Below are 16735 nucleotides of genomic sequence, written 5' to 3' on the forward strand. Positions count from 1 at the left end.
CCGCAGTGGGAGCAGAACTTGTGGGAGCGGCCCTGGCCGCTCCCACGCATCCAGCGGGCATCCAGTCAGAACAAAAAGGGAGCTCCATGTCCGCCTTCGCCTCGCCAGCCCAGGATCGCTGGCTCGACCTCAACGACATCCTCCGCGAGCTGGTGGCCCAGGGCCGGATCGCCCAGGAGCAGGCCGAGCAGTGCATGGTATTGCGCCGCGCGTCGAGCAACGCACAGCTGCACCCGCTGGAATTCATCGCCGCCCAGCAGATCGACGACCTGCAGCGGCCCGATCGCAAGCACGATCTGGAAGGCCTCACCGTGTGGCTGGCCAACTTCGCCGGCCAGCCGTACCTGCGTATCGACCCGCTGAAGATCGACGTGGCGGCGGTGACGCCGCTGATGTCCTACGCCTTCGCCCAGCGCCACAAGATCCTCGCCGTGGCGGTGGACAGCGAGACGGTGACCATCGCCAGCGCCCAGCCGTTCGTGCATGGCTGGGAAGGCAACCTGACCCACGTGCTCAAGCGCCCGATCAAGCGGGTGGTGGCCAACCCGGCGGACATCCAGCGCTTCACCACCGAGTTCTACCGCCTGGCCCGCTCGGTGACCGGCGCCACCTCGGTGGACCAGAAGATCAGCGGCGTGGGCAACTTCGAGCAACTGCTCAACCTCGGCGCCCAGGACCAGGAGCCGGACGCCAACGACGCGCACATCGTCAACATCGTCGACTGGCTGTTCCAGTACGCCTACCAGCAGCGCGCCAGCGACATCCACATCGAGCCGCGCCGCGAGGCCGGCACCGTGCGCTTCCGCATCGACGGCGTGCTGCACAACGTCTACCAGTTCCCGCCGCAGGTGACCATGGCCGCGGTCAGCCGCCTGAAGAGCCTCGGGCGGATGAACGTGGCGGAGAAACGCAAGCCCCAGGACGGCCGGATCAAGACCCGCACCCCGGACGGCGGCGAGGTCGAGCTGCGCCTGTCGACCCTGCCCACCGCCTTCGGCGAGAAGATGGTGATGCGTATCTTCGACCCGGAGGTGTTGCTCAAGTCGTTCGACCAGCTGGGCTTCTCGCCGGAGGACCTGCGCCGCTGGGAGAGCATGACCTGCCAGCCCAACGGCATCATCCTGGTCACCGGCCCCACCGGCTCGGGCAAGACCACCACCCTGTACACCACGCTCAAGCAGCTGGCGACCGAAGAGGTGAACGTCTGCACCATCGAAGACCCGATCGAGATGATCGAGGGCGCCTTCAACCAGATGCAGGTGCAGCACAACATCGACCTGACCTTCGCCAGCGGCGTGCGCGCGCTGATGCGGCAGGACCCGGACATCATCATGGTCGGCGAGATCCGCGACCTGGAGACCGCCGAGATGGCCATCCAGGCGGCGCTCACCGGCCACCTGGTGCTCTCCACCCTGCACACCAACGACGCGCCCAGCGCGATCAGCCGCCTGCTGGAGCTGGGCGTGCCGCACTACCTGCTCAGGGCCACCCTGCTCGGCGTCATGGCCCAGCGCCTGGTGCGCACCCTGTGCCCGCACTGCAAGGCGCCGGTGGCGCTGGACGAGGACGACTGGCAGAGCCTGACCAAGCCCTGGAACGCGCCGCTGCCGACCCAGGCGCACTGCGCCGTCGGCTGCCTGGAGTGCCGCGAGACCGGCTACCGGGGCCGCGCCGGCGTCTACGAGATCATGCTGCTGAACGACAGCATCAAGCCGCTGATCACCGCCGACACCGACCTCATCGCCCTGCGCCGCGCGGCCTTCAAGGACGGCATGCGCAGCCTGCGCCTGTCCGGCGCGCAGAAGGTCGCGGCGGGGCTGACCACCATCGAGGAAGTGCTGCGGGTCACCCCGCAGAGCGAACAGAAGTAATCAACGGGCCCCACGCCGGCCCGCACAGAAAGGGAGTTTTCCATGGAAGTCGGTAGCGTGATCTTTCTCTTCGTCGCCCTGGCCGTGGCCGTGGTGTTCATGGGCTTCAAGGTGGTCCCCCAGGGCTACGAGTGGACGGTGGAGCGCTTCGGCCGCTACACCAACACCCTCAAGCCCGGCCTCAACATCATCGTGCCGGTGATGGACCGCATCGGCCGCAAGCTCAACGTCATGGAGAGCGTGCTGGACATCCCGCCGCAGGCGGTGATCAGCGCCGACAACGCCATCGTGCAGATCGACGCGGTGTGCTTCTTCCAGGTGATCAACACCGCCCAGGCCGCCTACGAGGTGAACGACCTGGAGCACGCGATCCGAAACCTGGTGATGACCAACATCCGTACCGTGCTCGGCTCCATGGAGCTGGACTCCATGCTCAGCCAGCGTGACGCGATCAACGAGCGCCTGCTCAAGACCGTGGACGAGGCCACCGCGCCCTGGGGCATCAAGATCACCCGCATCGAGATCAAGGACATCAGCCCGCCAGCCGATCTGGTCGAGGCCATGGCCAGCCAGATGAAGGCCGAGCGCCTCAAACGCGCGCAGATTCTCGAAGCCGAGGGCTCGCGTTCCGCGGCCATCCTCACCGCCGAGGGCCACAAGCAGGCGGAAATCCTCAAGGCCGAGGGCGAGCGCGCGGCTGCCTTCCTCGAGGCCGAGGCCCGCGAACGGGCGGCCCAGGCCGAAGCCGAGGCGACCCGCATGGTGTCCGACGCCATCGCCAGCGGCAACGTGCAGGCGGTCAACTACTTCGTCGCGCAGAAATACGTCGAGACCCTCGGCCAGCTGGCATCGGCCAACAACAGCAAGGTCATCCTCATGCCGCTGGAGGCCAGCCAGGTGATCGGCGCGGTCGGCGGCATCGGCGAGATCGTCCGCGCCACCTTCGACAGGGACGGCAAGAAAGCATGATCGCCTACCTGCAGCACCTGTCGTTCTGGGACTGGCTGGCGTTCGGCACGGTCCTGCTGATCCTCGAGGTGTTCGGCGCCGGCGGCTACCTGCTGTGGATCGGCGTCGCGGCGGCGGCGGTCGGCGTTCTGACCTATCTTTTCCCCGAGTTGCCCTGGACCTGGCAGTTCATCGTGTTCGCCCTGCTCTCGGTGCTCACCGCGGTGTTCTGGTGGCAGCGCCAGCGCAGCGCCGCCAAGCCCTCGGACGTGCCGGGGCTGAACCGCCGGGGCAGCGAGTTCATCGGCCGCACCTTCGTCCTGCACGAGGCGATCGTCGACGGACGCGGCAAGATCAGGGCCGGCGACACGCTGTGGCTGGTCAGGGGCGGCGACCTGCCCGCGGGCAGCACGGTGCGGGTCACCGGCCAGGACGGCGTGCTGCTGATCGTCGAGCCCGCCTGACGGCAGCCACGCCGCTCCAGCGGCCGCCAACGGTGCACAACACATGAGAACGCCGGGCATGCAAGAGCGGCAACCGCGACCACCGAGGGAGAGCAGCCATACCGGGCTGGAGGACAGCGACCGGCGCTCGCTGCTGCGCCTGATCTTCAACGCCACCGCCCTCAGCATCGGGGCGTTCTCGGTGCTGCAGTTCGGCTCCGGCAACGTGCTGTTCGCCAGCCTCGAGGTGATCGCCTGCATCACTCTGCTGGCGGCCGGCCGCGGCATCCATGGCGCCCGGCGCCTGGAACTGTGGATCTACCTCTACCTGCTGCCGACCTTCGCCTTCATCCTCTACATCAGCCTGATGCCCCAGGCTTCGTCCACCGCCTTCGTCTGGGTCTACCTGATCCCGGTGCTGTCCTACCTGATGCTCGGCAAGCGGCGGGGCATGCGCCTGGCGCTGCCGTTCATGCTGCTGGCCCTGGTGCTCTACTACCTGAGGTACCCGCTGCCGCAGTCCGCGCTGGCCTGGATCGACGCCGGCAACGCCATTCTCTGCGGCGCCCTGATCGTGGTCTTCGTCCATCTCTACGAGACCCGCCGCGCCGCGGCCTTCGCCGAGCTGCAGCACCAGGCGCAGACTGACCAGCTGACCGGCGCCGACAGCCGCGGCCACTTCAAGCAGGAGCTGCGCCGGGCGCTGAAGGATGCCGGCCGCAGCCAGAGCCCAGTGGTCCTGGCGCTGCTCGACATCGACCACTTCAAGAGCGTCAACGACCGCTACGGCCACGACGCCGGCGACCACGCCCTGCGCCACATCTGCGACCTGCTCTACCGGCGCCTGCGCACCACCGATAACCTCGGCCGGCTCGGCGGCGAGGAGTTCGGCCTGCTGCTGCGCAACACCGACGCCGCCGGCGCGCTGCCGCTGCTGGAGTCGCTGCGCCAGCTGATCTGCGAGCAGCCCCTGGAATACGCCGGGCAGACCATCGAACTGGCCGCCACCTTCGGCCTCGCCGAATGGCCCCGCGACGGCCATACGCCGGACGAGCTGTACCGCTGCGCCGACTGGCGCCTGTACCAGGGCAAGCAGTCCGGTCGCAACCGGGTCGTTGGCGAGACGCAGGCCGAGCTATCCTGAAACCTGCCACCTCGTTCGAAAGGTGGAACTCCCGGCAAAACCACAGGTTCAGAGCTCTCAGGACTCGCCGCCAAAGGAGCAGCCAGCATGCGCACCCGCCAAACCCTCGCGACCCTCGCCCTGATCGCCCTCCCCTTCGGCCCGGCCATGGCCGACGGAGGCTTCTGGCGCGACGTCATTTCCTCCGGCGCCACCACCGCCTCCACCTACCTGACCTTCAAGGACAACAAGGAGGTGATCGCGGCGCGCGACGACGCCAGCGCCTTCATTGCCAGCGGCGGCCAGATCCGCGGCGCCCACCTGGAAGCGGCGCTGCAGCGGGCGCGCGCCGACCATCCGCACCTGCAGGCCAGCGACGAAGAGCTGGCCCAGGCACTGCTGGTGCAGCCGACGGGCCACGCAGCCACGCGCTGATTCGTCGCCCTCTACGAAAAGGCCATGCCCCCGTTGAATGCTGCATACCTTGTGGGAGCGGATTTATCCGCGAACTTCGCGGCTGATCGGAATGCCGCCCAGCCGCTCCCACAACATCAGGACTGCGCCACGTAACAGGCACATAGCCTAAGAAAAACGCCCCTACACTCCTCGCGGAATGCAGGGGCGTCGACGTCGCCGTAGGGCGGGTGAAACCCGCACCGGTGCCGGATCGCGGGTTTCACCCGCACGGCATCACTCGCGGTAGTCGTCCATCGGCACGCAGGCGCAGAACAGATTGCGGTCGCCGTAGACGTTGTCCACCCGGTTCACCGCCGGCCAGTACTTGTGCGCCAGGGTGTGGACGGACGGGGTCACCGCCTCGGCGATGCTGTACGGCCGCTCCCACACGCCGGTGACGTCGGCCAGGGTGTGCGGCGCGTTCTTCAGCGGGTTGTTGTCCTCCGGCCACTCGCCGCTGCCGACCTTGGCGATCTCGGCACGGATGCTCAGCATCGCCTCGATGAAGCGATCCAGCTCTTCCTTCGACTCGCTCTCGGTCGGCTCGATCATCAGCGTGCCCGGAACCGGGAAGCTCATGGTCGGGGCGTGGAAGCCGTAGTCCATCAGGCGCTTGGCCACGTCTTCCTCGCTGATGCCGGTCTCCGCCTTGAGCGGGCGCAGGTCGAGGATGCATTCGTGGGCCACGCGCTCGTTGCGGCCGCTGTAGAGCACCGGGAAGGCGCCCTTGAGCTGGCTGGCCAGGTAGTTGGCGTTGAGGATCGCCACTTCGGTGGCGCTGGCCAGCTGCGGACCCATCATGGCGATGTACATCCAGCTGATCGGCAGGATGCTGGCGCTGCCCCAGGGCGCGGCGCTGACCGCGGTGTTCTGCGGGTTCGGCCCCTGCAGCTCGACCACCGGGTGGTTGGCGACGAAGGGCGCCAGGTGCGCGCGCACGCCGATCGGGCCCATGCCCGGGCCGCCGCCTCCGTGGGGGATGCAGAAGGTCTTGTGCAGGTTCATGTGCGACACGTCCGCGCCGATGTCGGCCGGGCGCGCCAGGCCGACCTGGGCGTTGAGGTTGGCGCCGTCCATGTAGACCTGGCCGCCGAAGCCGTGGACGACCTCGCAGATCTCGCGGATGCCTTCCTCGTACACGCCGTGGGTGGACGGGTAGGTGATCATCAGGCAGGACAGCTTGTCGCCCGCCTCGCCGGCCTTGGCCTTGAGGTCGTCCAGGTCGACGTTGCCGGCGGCGTCGCACTCCACCACCACCACGCGCATGGCGAGCATCTGCGCCGAGGCCGGGTTGGTGCCGTGGGCCGAGGCCGGGATCAGGCAGATGTCGCGGTGCCCTTCACCGCGGCTCTCGTGGTACTTGCGGATCGCCAGCAGGCCCGCGTACTCGCCCTGGGCGCCGGAGTTGGGCTGCATGCAGATGGCGTCGAAGCCGGTGATGGCGCGCAGCCAGGCCTCCAGCTCGTCGATCATCAGCTGGTAGCCGGTGGCCTGCTCGCGCGGCACGAAGGGGTGCAGCGCGCCGAATTCCGGCCAGGTCACCGGGATCATCTCGCTGGTGGCGTTCAGCTTCATGGTGCAGGAACCGAGCGGGATCATGGCCTGGTTCAGGGCCAGGTCCTTGTTCTCCAGGCGCTTGAGGTAGCGCAGCATGTCGGTTTCGCTGTGGTGGCTGTTGAACACCGGGTGGCTCAGGTAGCCGGAGGTGCGTTGCAGCGCGGCCGGGATGCCTTCCGGCAGGTAGCCCGCATCCAGTTCGGCGACGGACAGGCCGTGGTCGGCGCCGAGGAAGATGCTCAGCAGTTGCTCGACGGTCTGCTCCGAGCAGGTCTCGTCCAGGCTGACGCCCAGCTTGCCGCGGCCGAGGATGCGCAGGTTGATGCGCGCGGCCTTGGCCGACTCGATGATCGCGGTCTGCATGCCGCCGACATCCAGGGTCAGGGTGTCGAAGAAGAACAGGTTGTCGCGCTGCAGGCCCTTCTGCTCCAGGCCGGCGGCCAGCACGGCGGTCAGCCGGTGCACGCGCTGGGCGATGCGCTTGAGGCCCTCGGGGCCGTGGTAGACGGCGTAGCAGCTGGCCATGTTGGCCAGCAGCACCTGCGAGGTGCAGATGTTGGAGTTGGCCTTCTCGCGGCGGATGTGCTGCTCGCGGGTCTGCAGGGCCATGCGCAGCGCGGTGTTGCCGCGGGCGTCCTTGGACACGCCGATGATCCGCCCGGGCATGGCGCGCTTGAAGGCGTCGCGAGTGGCGAAGAAGGCTGCGTGCGGGCCGCCGTAGCCCATCGGCACGCCGAAGCGCTGGGCCGAGCCGAACACCACGTCGGCGCCGAATTCGCCGGGCGGGGTCAGCAGCAGCAGGCTGAGCAGGTCGGCGGCCACGCAGGCCAGGGCGTTCTGCGCGTGCAGCTGGTCGATCAGCGGGCGGATGTCGCGGATTTCGCCATGGGTGTCCGGGTACTGCAGCAGGGCGCCGAACACTTCCAGCCCGGTCAGCTCGTCCAGCGCGCCGACCCTGACCTCGAAGCCGAAGCCTTCGGCGCGGGTCTGCACCACCGAGATGGTCTGCGGGTGGCAGTTCTCGTCGACGAAGAACAGGTTGCTCTTGCTCTTCGCCACACGCTTGGCCAGGGCCATGGCCTCGCCGGCGGCGGTGGCCTCGTCGAGCAGGGAGGCGCTGGCCAGGTCCAGGCCGGTCAGGTCGATGGTCAGCTGCTGGAAGTTGAGCAGCGACTCCAGGCGACCCTGGGCGATCTCCGGCTGGTAGGGGGTGTAGGCGGTGTACCAGCCCGGGTTCTCCAGCAGGTTGCGCAGGATCACCGTGGGGGTGATGGTGCCGTGGTAGCCCATGCCGATCAGGCTGGTCCACAGCTGGTTCTGCTCGGCGTAGCCCTTGAGCTTGGCCAGGGCGCCCTGCTCGTCCAGCGCCGCCGGCAGGTCCAGCGGGCGGTTGAGGCGGATGGCCGGCGGCACGGTCTGCACGATCAGCTCGTCGCGGCTGCCCAGCCCGAGGGCATCGAGCATGGCCTGCTCCTCGCGGGCGTCGGGGCCGAGGTGGCGGCGGAGGAAAGCGTCGGGCTGTTGCAGCTGGTCGAGACGGGGCGTGGACATGGCGGAAGCTCTCGAAAAATGACAGAGCCCCGACGGATCGAGGCTCGGCAACGGGAATCGGTGCGGACCGCGCTGCGCGCGGTCATCGGCCTCAGGCGTCGGCGGAGCACACGGCCTGGTAGCCGGCCGCGTCGAGCAGGCCTTCCAGTTCGGCCGCGTCGCTCGGCTGGAGCTTGAAGAACCAGGCCTCGTAGGGCTCGCCGTTGACCTGCTCGGGCGCGTCGGCCAGCGACTCGTTGACCGCCAGCACTTCGCCGGAGATCGGCGCGTAGATGTCGGAGGCGGCCTTCACCGACTCGACCACCCCGGCTTCCTGGCCGGCGCTCAGCTGCTTGCCGACTTCCGGCAGCTCGACGTAGACGACGTCGCCCAGGGCTTCCTGGGCGTGGTCGGTGATGCCCACGGTGACCGAACCGTCGGCCTCCAGGCGAATCCACTCGTGGCTGGCGACGTAACGCAGATCGGCGGGGATGTTGCTCATTGTCGTTATCCTCGGAATCGGTGGGCGGAACGTCCGCCCGGAAAATTTAGCAGTTGGCGCGGAGGCTGCCGCCCCGCGCCACTGGAATCAGATCACGGCCTTGCCATTGCGCACGAAGTTCGGTTGCACAACCCGTACCGGATACCACTTGCCGCGGATTTCCACCTCGGCGCGGTCGCCGGTGGCGGCCGGCACGCGGGCCAGGGCGATGGATTTGTTGAGGGTCGGCGAGAAGCTGCCACTGGTGATCTCGCCCTCGCCCACGCCGTCCACCCGCACTACCTGGTGGGCGCGCAGCACGCCGCGCTCCTCCAGCACCAGGCCGACCAGCTTGGGTTGGTCGCCGGCGGCGCGCTGGCTCTCCAGGGCGCTGCGACCGACGAAGCGGCGCTCGGCTGGCTCCCAGGCGATGGTCCAGGCCATGTTGGCGGCCAGCGGCGAGGTGTCCTCGTCCATGTCCTGGCCGTACAGGTTCATGCCGGCCTCCAGGCGCAGGGTGTCGCGGGCGCCCAGGCCGATCGGGGCGATGCCGGCACCGACCAGCTCGCTGAGGAAGCCCGGGGCCTCGGCCGCCGGCAGCATGATCTCCAGGCCGTCCTCGCCGGTGTAGCCGGTACGGGCGATGAACCAGTCGCCTTCGGGCAGGCCCTGGAACGGCTTGAGTTCGTGGATGATCGCGGCGCGCGCGGCACTGACCAGTTCGGCGGTCTTGGCCCGGGCGCTGGGGCCCTGGATGGCGAGCATGGCCAGTTCCGGGCGCTCGGTCAGGGTCACCTCGAAGCCGGCGGTGCGGGCCTGCATCCAGGCCATGTCCTTGTCGCGGGTGGCGGCGTTGACCACCATGCGGTAGCCCCAGTCGGTGAGGTAGACGATCAGGTCGTCGACCACCCCGCCACGCTCGTTGAGCATGCCGCTGTAGAGGGCCTTGCCCGGCGTCTTCAGGCGCTCCACGTCGTTGGCCAGCAGGTGTTGCAGCCAGGCCTTGGCCTGCGGCCCGGTGATGTCGACGACCGTCATGTGGGAGACATCGAACACGCCGCAGTCGCGCCGGACCTGGTGGTGTTCCTCGACCTGGGAGCCGTAGTGCAGCGGCATGTCCCAGCCACCGAAGTCGACCATCTTGGCGCCCAGCGCCAGATGCTGTTCATACAGGGGTGTACGCTGTCCCATGGATAACTCCTTGATGCGGGCCCTGCCCTGGTAGGCACGGGCTCATGGACGGCTGCTTCAGCAGGCGCGCATTGTAGCCCCGACGCGGCCCCCGGTCACCTCGATAGCCGACCGGACAGTCGCTGCGTGACCGGATTCGCCGAACGCTAGTGCCCCGGCTGCCGCGCCGAGCGGCGGATCAAGCCGATCACCGGCAGCAGGCCGACCAGCACCAGGGTCAGGGCCGGCAGCGCGGCGCGGGCCCATTCGCCCTCGCTGGTCATCTCGAAGATGCGCACGGAAAGCGTGTCCCAGCCAAAGGGGCGCATCAGCAGGGTCGCCGGCATTTCCTTGAGTACGTCGACGAACACCAGCAGCGCCGCCGAGAGCGCGCCCGGCACCAACAACGGCAGGTAGACGCGGAAGAACAGTACCGGCCCGCCGACGCCGAGGCTGCGGGCGGCCTGGGGCAGCGACGGGCGGATGCGCGCCAGGCTGCTTTCCAGCGGGCCGTAGGCCACCGCCATGAAGCGGATCAGGTAGGCCAGCAGCAGCGCCGCGAGGCTGCCCAGCAGCAGCGGCTTGCCGGCGCCGCCGAACCAGGCGGACAGCGGGATCACCAGCTCCCGGTCGAGGAAGCTGAAGGCCAGCATGATGGCGACCGCCAGCACCGAGCCGGGCAGCGCGTAGCCGAGGTTGGCCAGGCTGATCGCGCCGCGCACCGGCCGGGTCGGCGCCTGGCGCCGGGCGAACGCCAGCAGCAGGGCCACCGCCACGGTGATCAGCGCCGCCAGGCCGCCGAGCGACAGGGTGTGCAGGATCAGCCCGGCGTAGCGCTCGTCCAGGTCGAAGCGGCCGCGCTGCCAGAACCAGGCCAGCAACTGCAGCAGCGGCACCACGAAGGCGCAGGCGAACACCAGGCCGCACCAGGCGCTGGCGGCGACCGCCTTCCAGCCACGCAGCACGTACAGGGCCTGGCCGCGCGGCCGTTCGCTGGCTGGCCGGCTGACGCCCCGGGCGCGGCGCTCGCCGTACAGCACCAGCATCACCGCCAGCAGCAGCAAGCTGGCCAGCTGGGTGGCGCCGGACAGGCTGTAGAAGCCGTACCAGGTCTTGTAGATGGCGGTGGTGAAGGTGTCGAAGTTGAACACCGCCACCGCGCCGAAGTCGGCCAGGGTCTCCATGATCGCCAGGGCGAGGCCCGCGCCGATCGCCGGCCAGGCCATCGGCAGGGCCACCCGCCAGAACGCCTGCCACGGCGACTGGCCGAGCCCCCGGGCGGCCTCCATCAACCCCCTGCCCTGGGCGAGGAAGGCGCTGCGCGCGAGCAGGTAGACATAGGGGTAGAAGACCAGCACCAGCACCGCGATCACGCCGCCGGTCGAGCGCACCCGGGGGAAGCGGATACCCGTGCCGAACCACTCGCGCAGCAGGCTCTGCACCGGGCCCGAGAAGTCGAACAGGCCGATGAAGACGAAGCCCAGCACGTAGGCCGGGATGGCGAAGGGCAGCATCAGCGCCCAGTCCAGCCAGCGCCGGCCGGGGAACTCGCAGAGGCTGGTGAGCCAGGCCAGGCTGACGCCGAGCACGGTCACTCCGACGCCGACGCCCAGCACCAGGATCAGCGTGTTGCCCAGCAGGCGCGGCATCTGGGTATCCCACAGGTGGCGCCAGATCTCGCCGTCGACCTCGTGCCAGGACAGCACCAGCACCGACAGCGGCAGCAGCACCAGGGAAGCGATGGCGAAGGCGATGGGGTACCAGCGGCGTTGGGCGGGATGGGCCACGCGGACTCCTAGGCGGTGGATGCGAAACGCCCCGGCGGGCCGGGGCGTCGAGTATAACGGGCGAAGGGGCGATGGCCCGGCGACCGGAGGTCGCTGGCGGATCATCGCCTCACCGCGAGGCGGATCAGTTCCAGCCGACCCGGTCCATCAGCTTGATCGCCTCGGCCTGGCGCTTGCCGGCCACTTCCACCGGGATGGAGTCGGCCTTGAACTCGCCCCAGGCGGCCACTTCGGCGGACGGCTTGACCGCCGGGTTGGCCGGGAACTCCTGGTTGATCTCGGCGAACAGGCCCTGGGCCTCCGGCGTGGTCATCCACTCGACCAGCTTCTTCGCCGCCTCGGGGTGCGGCGCATGCTTGGTCAGGCCGATGCCGGACAGGTTGACGTGCACGCCACGGTCTTCCTGGTTCGGCCAGAACAGCTTGGCGCGCAGCTGCGGGTTGGCCTTGTGCAGGCGGCCGTAATAGTAGGTGTTGACGATGCCGACGTCGCACTGGCCCGCATCCACCGCCTGGACCACCGAGTTGTCGTCGGCGAACACGTCGGTGGCCAGGTTGTTGACCCAGCCGCGGACGATCTGCTCGGCCTTCTCGGCGCCGTGGGTCTCGATCAGGGTGCCGGTGAGCGACTGGTTGTAGACCTTCTTGCTGGTGCGCAGGCAGAGGCGGCCTTCCCACTCCGGGCCCGCCAGCGCCTCGTAGGTGGTCAGCTCGCCCGGCTTCACCCGCTCGGGGGAATAGACGATGGTGCGCGCGCGCAGCGACAGGCCGGTCCAGGCGTGGTTGCTGGAGCGGTACTGGGCGGGGATGTTGGCGTCGATCACCGACGAGGTGAAGGGCTGCAGGATGCCCATCTGCTCGGCCTGCCACAGGTTGCCGGCGTCCACCGTGATCAGCAGGTCGGCCACGCCGTTCTCGCCCTCGGCCTTGATGCGCTGCATCAGCGGCGCTTCCTTGTCGGTGATGAACTTGACCTTGACCCCGGTCTTGGCGGTGTAGGCGTCGAACACCGGCTTGATCAGCTCGTCGATCCGCGAGGAGTAGACCACTACTTCGTCGGCGGCCTGGGCGGTGGTGGCGGCAAGCAGCAGCGCCGCGAGAAGAGGTTTGCCTGTGCGCATCATGCAGTCCCTGTAAGGTCCAGAAAGGCGCAAATGATAGTAAACCTCAGTTGCGAATGAGCATGGTGTGTATGTCGAAGTGTTTCGGGGTGCGCAGCGTGCGCCCGATGCTCCGTACAGACATCAGGCTGACGCCCCGGACTGCCACACCCGCGCAGTCGGAGCGGGATATGCCTCGCCTGCACAACGGGCAGGACCGGCCCGTTGCGACGGGTTTCCAGACGCCTCGAAAACGCTGCGCCTCAGTAGGCGTAGCGCAGCGTCGTCATGAAGTTGCGGGGCGCGCCATACAGACCTGCCGCCGTGGTGGTGTAGTACTCCTTGTCGAACAGGTTGTTGACGTTCAGCGTCGCCGACAGCGCCGGCGTGATCTGGTACCTGGCCATCAGGCTGGCCAGGGCGTAGCTGCTCTGGGTGGTGGCGTAGTAGAGGTCGTAGCCGGCCTCGCTTTGCCAGTTCAGCCCGCCACCGACGGTGAACTTGTCCAGCGCGCCGGGCAGGCGGTAGGTGGTGAACAGCTTGACGCTGTTGCGCGGGATCTCAGTGACGATGCGCCGGTCGGCATCGTTGAAGCTGACGCTGTAGGAGTAGCCGCCGGTGAACTGCCAGCCGTCCCCGAGTTCGCCGGTGACTTCCAGCTCCACCCCTTCGCTGGTGGTGCCGCTCTCGGCCCTGTAGGCCTGGAAGCCGTTGGGTTGTAGCCTCTTGCCGTCGGCCACCGCCAGGTTGTCCTGCTCGACCCGGAACAGCGCCAGACTGGTGTTCAGGCGCCCGTCGTAGAAGCCGGCCTTCAGGCCCACTTCATAGCCGGTGCCCTCCAGCGGGTCGAGCGGCGAGCCGTTGACGTCGCGCACACTGGCCGACTGCGGGTTGAAGATCTGGGTGTAGCTGGCGTAGGCGGTCCAGATGTCGGTCAGGTCGTAGGTGAAGCCGGCATAGGGGATGACGATCCCGCTCTCGGTGCGTTCGGTCTTGCTGCGGGTGCCGGCGTAGAGCCGGTTCTTGCTCTCGCGGTTCCAGTCCACCACGCGGGCGCCGAGAATCAGGCTGGCGGCATCGGTCAGGCGCCAGCGCGAGGTGAGGTAGCCGGCATACTGGCTCTCGGTCACGTCGTTCTCACCGATCTTGTCGAAGTGCGGCTTGGGCGCCTTGCCATCCCAGTCGTAGATGTTCGGGATATCGCCCTCGTAGCCCGAGCTTGCCCGCTTCCAGCCGCCGAAGTTCGAGGTGCCGCGCTCCTCGACGCGCGACAGGGTGACGCCGCCGATCAGTTCGTGCTCGCGACCGAACAGCGGGAACGAGCCGGTCAGATAGGCATCGAGGTTGTCCTGCTCGGGCGTCGCCTGCCAGCGGGTCGGCATGATATAGGCGCCGCCGCCGGTGGCGGGATCGATTTCACCGTCCATGTAGCTGACCACGGTGTCGTAGTCATTGCGCGCGTGGCTGTACTCCAGCTTGCCGCTCCAGCCATTGGCGAAATGCTGCTCGACGGAGGTGAACAGCGTGCTCTGCTGGCGATCGTAGTAGCTCCAGTCGGGCGAGGTATTGAAGGAGCGCTTGATATCGGTCATGCCACCGTCGGTGGTGAACAGCGGAAAGCCGGTACGCATCGGCGCGTTACTGTGGGTGATCTGGTGGCTGAAGCCCAGGGTCAGCAGGGTCGCGTCCGTCAGGTCCAGCTCGGTGATGCCATAGAGGGTCGTCAGCTCCTGGCTGAAGCGGTCGATCCAGGCATGCTCGTCCTTGTGCTCGGCGACGAAGCGGGCACGCACGGTACCACTGTCGTTCAGCGCGCCACCGACGTCCACGCCCAGCCCGTAGCGGTCCCAGCTGCCCGCTTCGGCGCTGAGGATGACCTGCGGATCGGTGCCGGGCCGCTTGCGGATCAGGTTGATGGTCGCCGAGGGGTTGCCCAGGCCACTGATCAGCCCGGTGGCGCCACGCACCACTTCCACCCGGTCGTACATCGCAGTGTTCTGGGTGTAGTTGTCCATGCTTGCCGACGTGGGCACGCCGTCGATCTCGAAGTTTCTGATCGGGAAGCCGCGCGACAGGTAGGTGGTACTGTCCGCCCCCAGGCTCTCGCGAATCACCGTGATGCCGGTGGTGGCGTCGAGGGCATCGGTCAGGCTGTCGAGCCTCTGGTCTTCCATGCGTTGCCGGGTCAGGACGGTGACCGACTGCGGCGTCTCCCTGGGCGACAGGTTCAGGCGTGTGGAACTGCTGGAGGAGTCCGTGGTGTAGGAGCCGGAGCCCTCGGTGGTCGAACCCGGCGCCTTGCCGGAGATGCTCAGGGCCGACAGCTCCAGCGCCGCATCCCCGGCCACGGGGGCCGGCACCAGTACATACCCGCCGTTGCCCTGGCGCTGCGCCAGCAGGCCGCTGCCTGCGAGCAGCCGGCTCAGCCCCTCGTCCACCGAATAGGCGCCCTGCAAGCCTGGCGAGCTGCGACCCTGGGTCTGTTCGGCGGCGAACGACAGGGTCACGCCGGCGGCGGTGGCGAACTGGCTCAGGGCCGTGCCCAGCGGGCCGGCGGCAATGTTGTAGGTAGCCGCTTCGGTCTGGGCCATTCCGGTCTGGGCGGCGACCTGGCCTGGCAACAGCGCGAACGGTGCGGCGGTCAGGCCGAACAGCGCCAGGTGGAGGGCATGGGCCAGCGGCCTGGCCGCTCGCGGAGAAAGACGGGTCATGCAATTTTCCTTCGGTTGGCATGGCAGAAGTGCGGCAGCGTTCACCGCTTCATTGCTTGGCCGGATGAGAATGAAAATCGGCAACCCAGTGACTGAATTATTTTCAGGCCGGCTCGACCCGCACCCAGTAACGCGTCAGGTACCGCACGCGAATCGGAAGCGAGGCACCGAGGTTTTCCAGGATCAGGTCGGTGTCATCGAGGCGGAAGGCGCCGGACAGGCGCAGGTCGGCGACCGTCTCGGCGCAGCGCACATAGCCGGGTCGGTAGCGCTCCAGCTCGGCCAGGAAATCCGCCAGGCGCCATTCGATGACCGTCAGCATGCCCTCGGTCCAGGCGCCGCTGCCGGCGACCAGTTCCCGGGGCGAACCGAGGCGCTGGCCGTCGAAGTCGGCCTGCTGGCCGGCTTCCACACGCAATACCGAGGACGGCTGCTGCACGGGCCGCAGCTCGACCGCATGCTGCATCACCCGGACCTCGCTGCGCCCCGCTTCGCTGCGCACGCTGAAGCGCGTCCCGAGAGCGCGCACGCTGCCCTCCTCCGTATGGACCACGAAGGGACGGCCCGCCGGGTCGACGGCGGTCTCGATGAATATCTCGCCGCGGCGCAGGTACACCCGGCGCAGGGTGTCGTCGTAGGCGACATCCACCGCGCTGTCGGTATTCAGGTCGAGCCGGCTGCCGTCTTCCAGGCGCAGGCGGCGACGCTGGCCCTTGGCGGTACGGTGCCGGGCCAGCCAGGCCGCGGTCGGCGCCAGCTCGCCGGCCGTCCAGCCGGTGGCGCCCACCGCCAGCAGGACGCCCAGGGTCTTGAGCACGGCGCGGCGTCGGGCACGCACCCCGGCCAGGGTCGGCAAGGCCACCTCCTGCGGCAGGGCACCCAGTTGCCGCTGGAGCTTTTCCACCCGCGCCCAGGCCTGGGCATTGGCCGCGCTCTCGCCCAGCCAGTCACGCCAGGCCTGACGCTCGGCCTCGCTGGGCGGCGCGGCGTTGAGCTGCACGTACCAGGTGGCGGCGGCTTCGAGGGTCTTGCGATCCAGGCTGGCGGCCATTCAATCGTCCACCAGCAACAGGCACTGGGTCATGGCGCGGATCATGTGCTTCTTCACCGTGGTCACCGACACGCCGAGACGCTCGCCCGTGGCCACGTAGCTCAGCCCTTCGAGCTGCACGGCGAGGAAGATGCGCCGGGTGCGCTCGCCCAGGCCGTCGAGCATGACATCGACGGCGGTCAGGGTTTCCAGGATCAGCAGGCGGGTTTCCGGGGCAATGTCCAGCGGCTCGGGGCGCAGCGCCAGCGCGTCCAGATAGGCCTGCTCGATGGCCTGGCGGCGGAACTTGTCGATCATCAGCGCGCGGGCGATGGCGCTGAGGTAGGTGCGTGGCTCGCGGATGGCCTCGACGTTGCGCGCGGCGAGCACCCGGACGAAGGTGTCCTGGGCCAGGTCGGCCGCATCGCTGGCATTGCCCAGGCGGGCACGCAACCAGCCCTTCAGCCAGCCGTTATGCTCGCTGTAGAGCGCATGCAGGGAACGAGAGTCGGAGCAGGACATGGCGATG

General features: G+C 68.4%; 13 protein-coding genes. 5 read left to right on the forward strand and 8 right to left on the reverse strand.

Going from position 1 to position 16735, the window contains the following annotated elements; genetic code table 11:
• Positions 1–86 precede the first annotated feature (86 nt).
• The 5 genes from N7640_RS02275 to N7640_RS02295 all read left to right on the forward strand — a co-directional run bounded on the left by N7640_RS02275 (position 87) and on the right by N7640_RS02295 (position 4820).
• Complete coding sequence (locus tag N7640_RS02275; RefSeq protein ID WP_220815991.1) at positions 87–1871, forward strand: GspE/PulE family protein; 1785 nt, start codon at positions 87–89, stop codon at positions 1869–1871.
• Positions 1872–1913: 42 nt separating this feature from the next.
• Positions 1914–2840, forward strand: coding sequence for an SPFH domain-containing protein (locus N7640_RS02280; RefSeq protein WP_220815992.1), 927 nt, complete (start codon positions 1914–1916; stop codon positions 2838–2840).
• Positions 2837–3283 carry an NfeD family protein gene (locus N7640_RS02285; protein ID WP_279901592.1) on the forward strand — a complete coding sequence of 149 codons (447 nt, stop codon included), beginning with the start codon at positions 2837–2839 and terminating at the stop codon, positions 3281–3283. Before N7640_RS02280 ends, N7640_RS02285 begins: the two co-directional genes overlap by 4 nt.
• A gap of 58 nt (positions 3284–3341) precedes the next feature.
• Positions 3342–4406 (forward strand): GGDEF domain-containing protein, encoded by a 1065-nt coding sequence (locus N7640_RS02290; protein WP_279901591.1) that lies wholly within the window; start codon positions 3342–3344, stop codon positions 4404–4406.
• An 87-nt stretch (positions 4407–4493) separates the two neighbouring features.
• Complete coding sequence (locus N7640_RS02295) at positions 4494–4820, forward strand: DUF2388 domain-containing protein (protein WP_279901589.1); 327 nt, start codon at positions 4494–4496, stop codon at positions 4818–4820.
• 255 nt (positions 4821–5075) lie between these two features.
• Here the strand turns inward: N7640_RS02295 and gcvP are convergent, their stop codons facing one another.
• The 8 genes from gcvP to N7640_RS02335 all read right to left on the reverse strand — a co-directional run bounded on the left by gcvP (position 5076) and on the right by N7640_RS02335 (position 16728).
• The gene (gene gcvP / locus N7640_RS02300; RefSeq protein ID WP_279901588.1) at positions 5076–7949 is read right to left on the reverse strand and encodes an aminomethyl-transferring glycine dehydrogenase; all 2874 of its coding nucleotides are present in this window, start codon (positions 7947–7949) and stop codon (positions 5076–5078) included.
• A 91-nt stretch (positions 7950–8040) separates the two neighbouring features.
• Entirely contained in the window at positions 8041–8430 is a 390-nt protein-coding gene (gene gcvH, locus N7640_RS02305; protein ID WP_220811356.1) for a glycine cleavage system protein GcvH, read from the reverse strand.
• Between the two features lie 87 nt (positions 8431–8517).
• Complete coding sequence (gcvT, locus tag N7640_RS02310; RefSeq protein ID WP_220811355.1) at positions 8518–9600, reverse strand: glycine cleavage system aminomethyltransferase GcvT; 1083 nt, start codon at positions 9598–9600, stop codon at positions 8518–8520.
• Positions 9601–9746: 146 nt separating this feature from the next.
• Positions 9747–11366, reverse strand: a complete 1620-nt coding sequence (locus N7640_RS02315; protein ID WP_279901587.1) for an iron ABC transporter permease — start codon at positions 11364–11366, stop codon at positions 9747–9749.
• A gap of 124 nt (positions 11367–11490) precedes the next feature.
• A complete protein-coding gene (locus tag N7640_RS02320) occupies positions 11491–12486 on the reverse strand; it encodes an extracellular solute-binding protein (protein WP_279901586.1) in 996 nt (331 codons plus the stop codon).
• Positions 12487–12728: 242 nt separating this feature from the next.
• Positions 12729–15176 carry a TonB-dependent siderophore receptor gene (locus N7640_RS02325; RefSeq protein ID WP_279901585.1) on the reverse strand — a complete coding sequence of 816 codons (2448 nt, stop codon included), beginning with the start codon at positions 15174–15176 and terminating at the stop codon, positions 12729–12731.
• 103 nt (positions 15177–15279) lie between these two features.
• Positions 15280–16227 (reverse strand): FecR domain-containing protein, encoded by a 948-nt coding sequence (locus N7640_RS02330; RefSeq protein ID WP_279901584.1) that lies wholly within the window; start codon positions 16225–16227, stop codon positions 15280–15282.
• Entirely contained in the window at positions 16228–16728 is a 501-nt protein-coding gene (locus N7640_RS02335) for a sigma-70 family RNA polymerase sigma factor (protein WP_279901583.1), read from the reverse strand.
• Positions 16729–16735: the final 7 nt, after the last annotated feature.

Source organism: Pseudomonas sp. GD04015, from assembly GCF_029837675.1.
Taxonomy (GTDB): domain Bacteria; phylum Pseudomonadota; class Gammaproteobacteria; order Pseudomonadales; family Pseudomonadaceae; genus Aquipseudomonas; species Aquipseudomonas paralcaligenes.

Excerpts from the sequence above, each read along its gene's own strand:
- gcvP (WP_279901588.1), bottom strand. The coding sequence starts at position 7,949 with ATGTCCACGCCCCGTCTCGACCAGCTGCAACAGCCCGACGCTTTCCTC.
- N7640_RS02275 (WP_220815991.1), top strand. The coding sequence starts at position 87 with ATGTCCGCCTTCGCCTCGCCAGCCCAGGATCGCTGGCTCGACCTCAAC.
- N7640_RS02325 (WP_279901585.1), bottom strand. The coding sequence starts at position 15,176 with ATGACCCGTCTTTCTCCGCGAGCGGCCAGGCCGCTGGCCCATGCCCTC.
- N7640_RS02335 (WP_279901583.1), bottom strand. The coding sequence starts at position 16,728 with ATGTCCTGCTCCGACTCTCGTTCCCTGCATGCGCTCTACAGCGAGCAT.
- N7640_RS02290 (WP_279901591.1), top strand. The coding sequence starts at position 3,342 with ATGCAAGAGCGGCAACCGCGACCACCGAGGGAGAGCAGCCATACCGGG.
- N7640_RS02280 (WP_220815992.1), top strand. The coding sequence starts at position 1,914 with ATGGAAGTCGGTAGCGTGATCTTTCTCTTCGTCGCCCTGGCCGTGGCC.
- gcvT (WP_220811355.1), bottom strand. The coding sequence starts at position 9,600 with ATGGGACAGCGTACACCCCTGTATGAACAGCATCTGGCGCTGGGCGCC.
- N7640_RS02285 (WP_279901592.1), top strand. The coding sequence starts at position 2,837 with ATGATCGCCTACCTGCAGCACCTGTCGTTCTGGGACTGGCTGGCGTTC.
- N7640_RS02320 (WP_279901586.1), bottom strand. The coding sequence starts at position 12,486 with ATGCGCACAGGCAAACCTCTTCTCGCGGCGCTGCTGCTTGCCGCCACC.
- gcvH (WP_220811356.1), bottom strand. The coding sequence starts at position 8,430 with ATGAGCAACATCCCCGCCGATCTGCGTTACGTCGCCAGCCACGAGTGG.
- N7640_RS02295 (WP_279901589.1), top strand. The coding sequence starts at position 4,494 with ATGCGCACCCGCCAAACCCTCGCGACCCTCGCCCTGATCGCCCTCCCC.
- N7640_RS02330 (WP_279901584.1), bottom strand. The coding sequence starts at position 16,227 with ATGGCCGCCAGCCTGGATCGCAAGACCCTCGAAGCCGCCGCCACCTGG.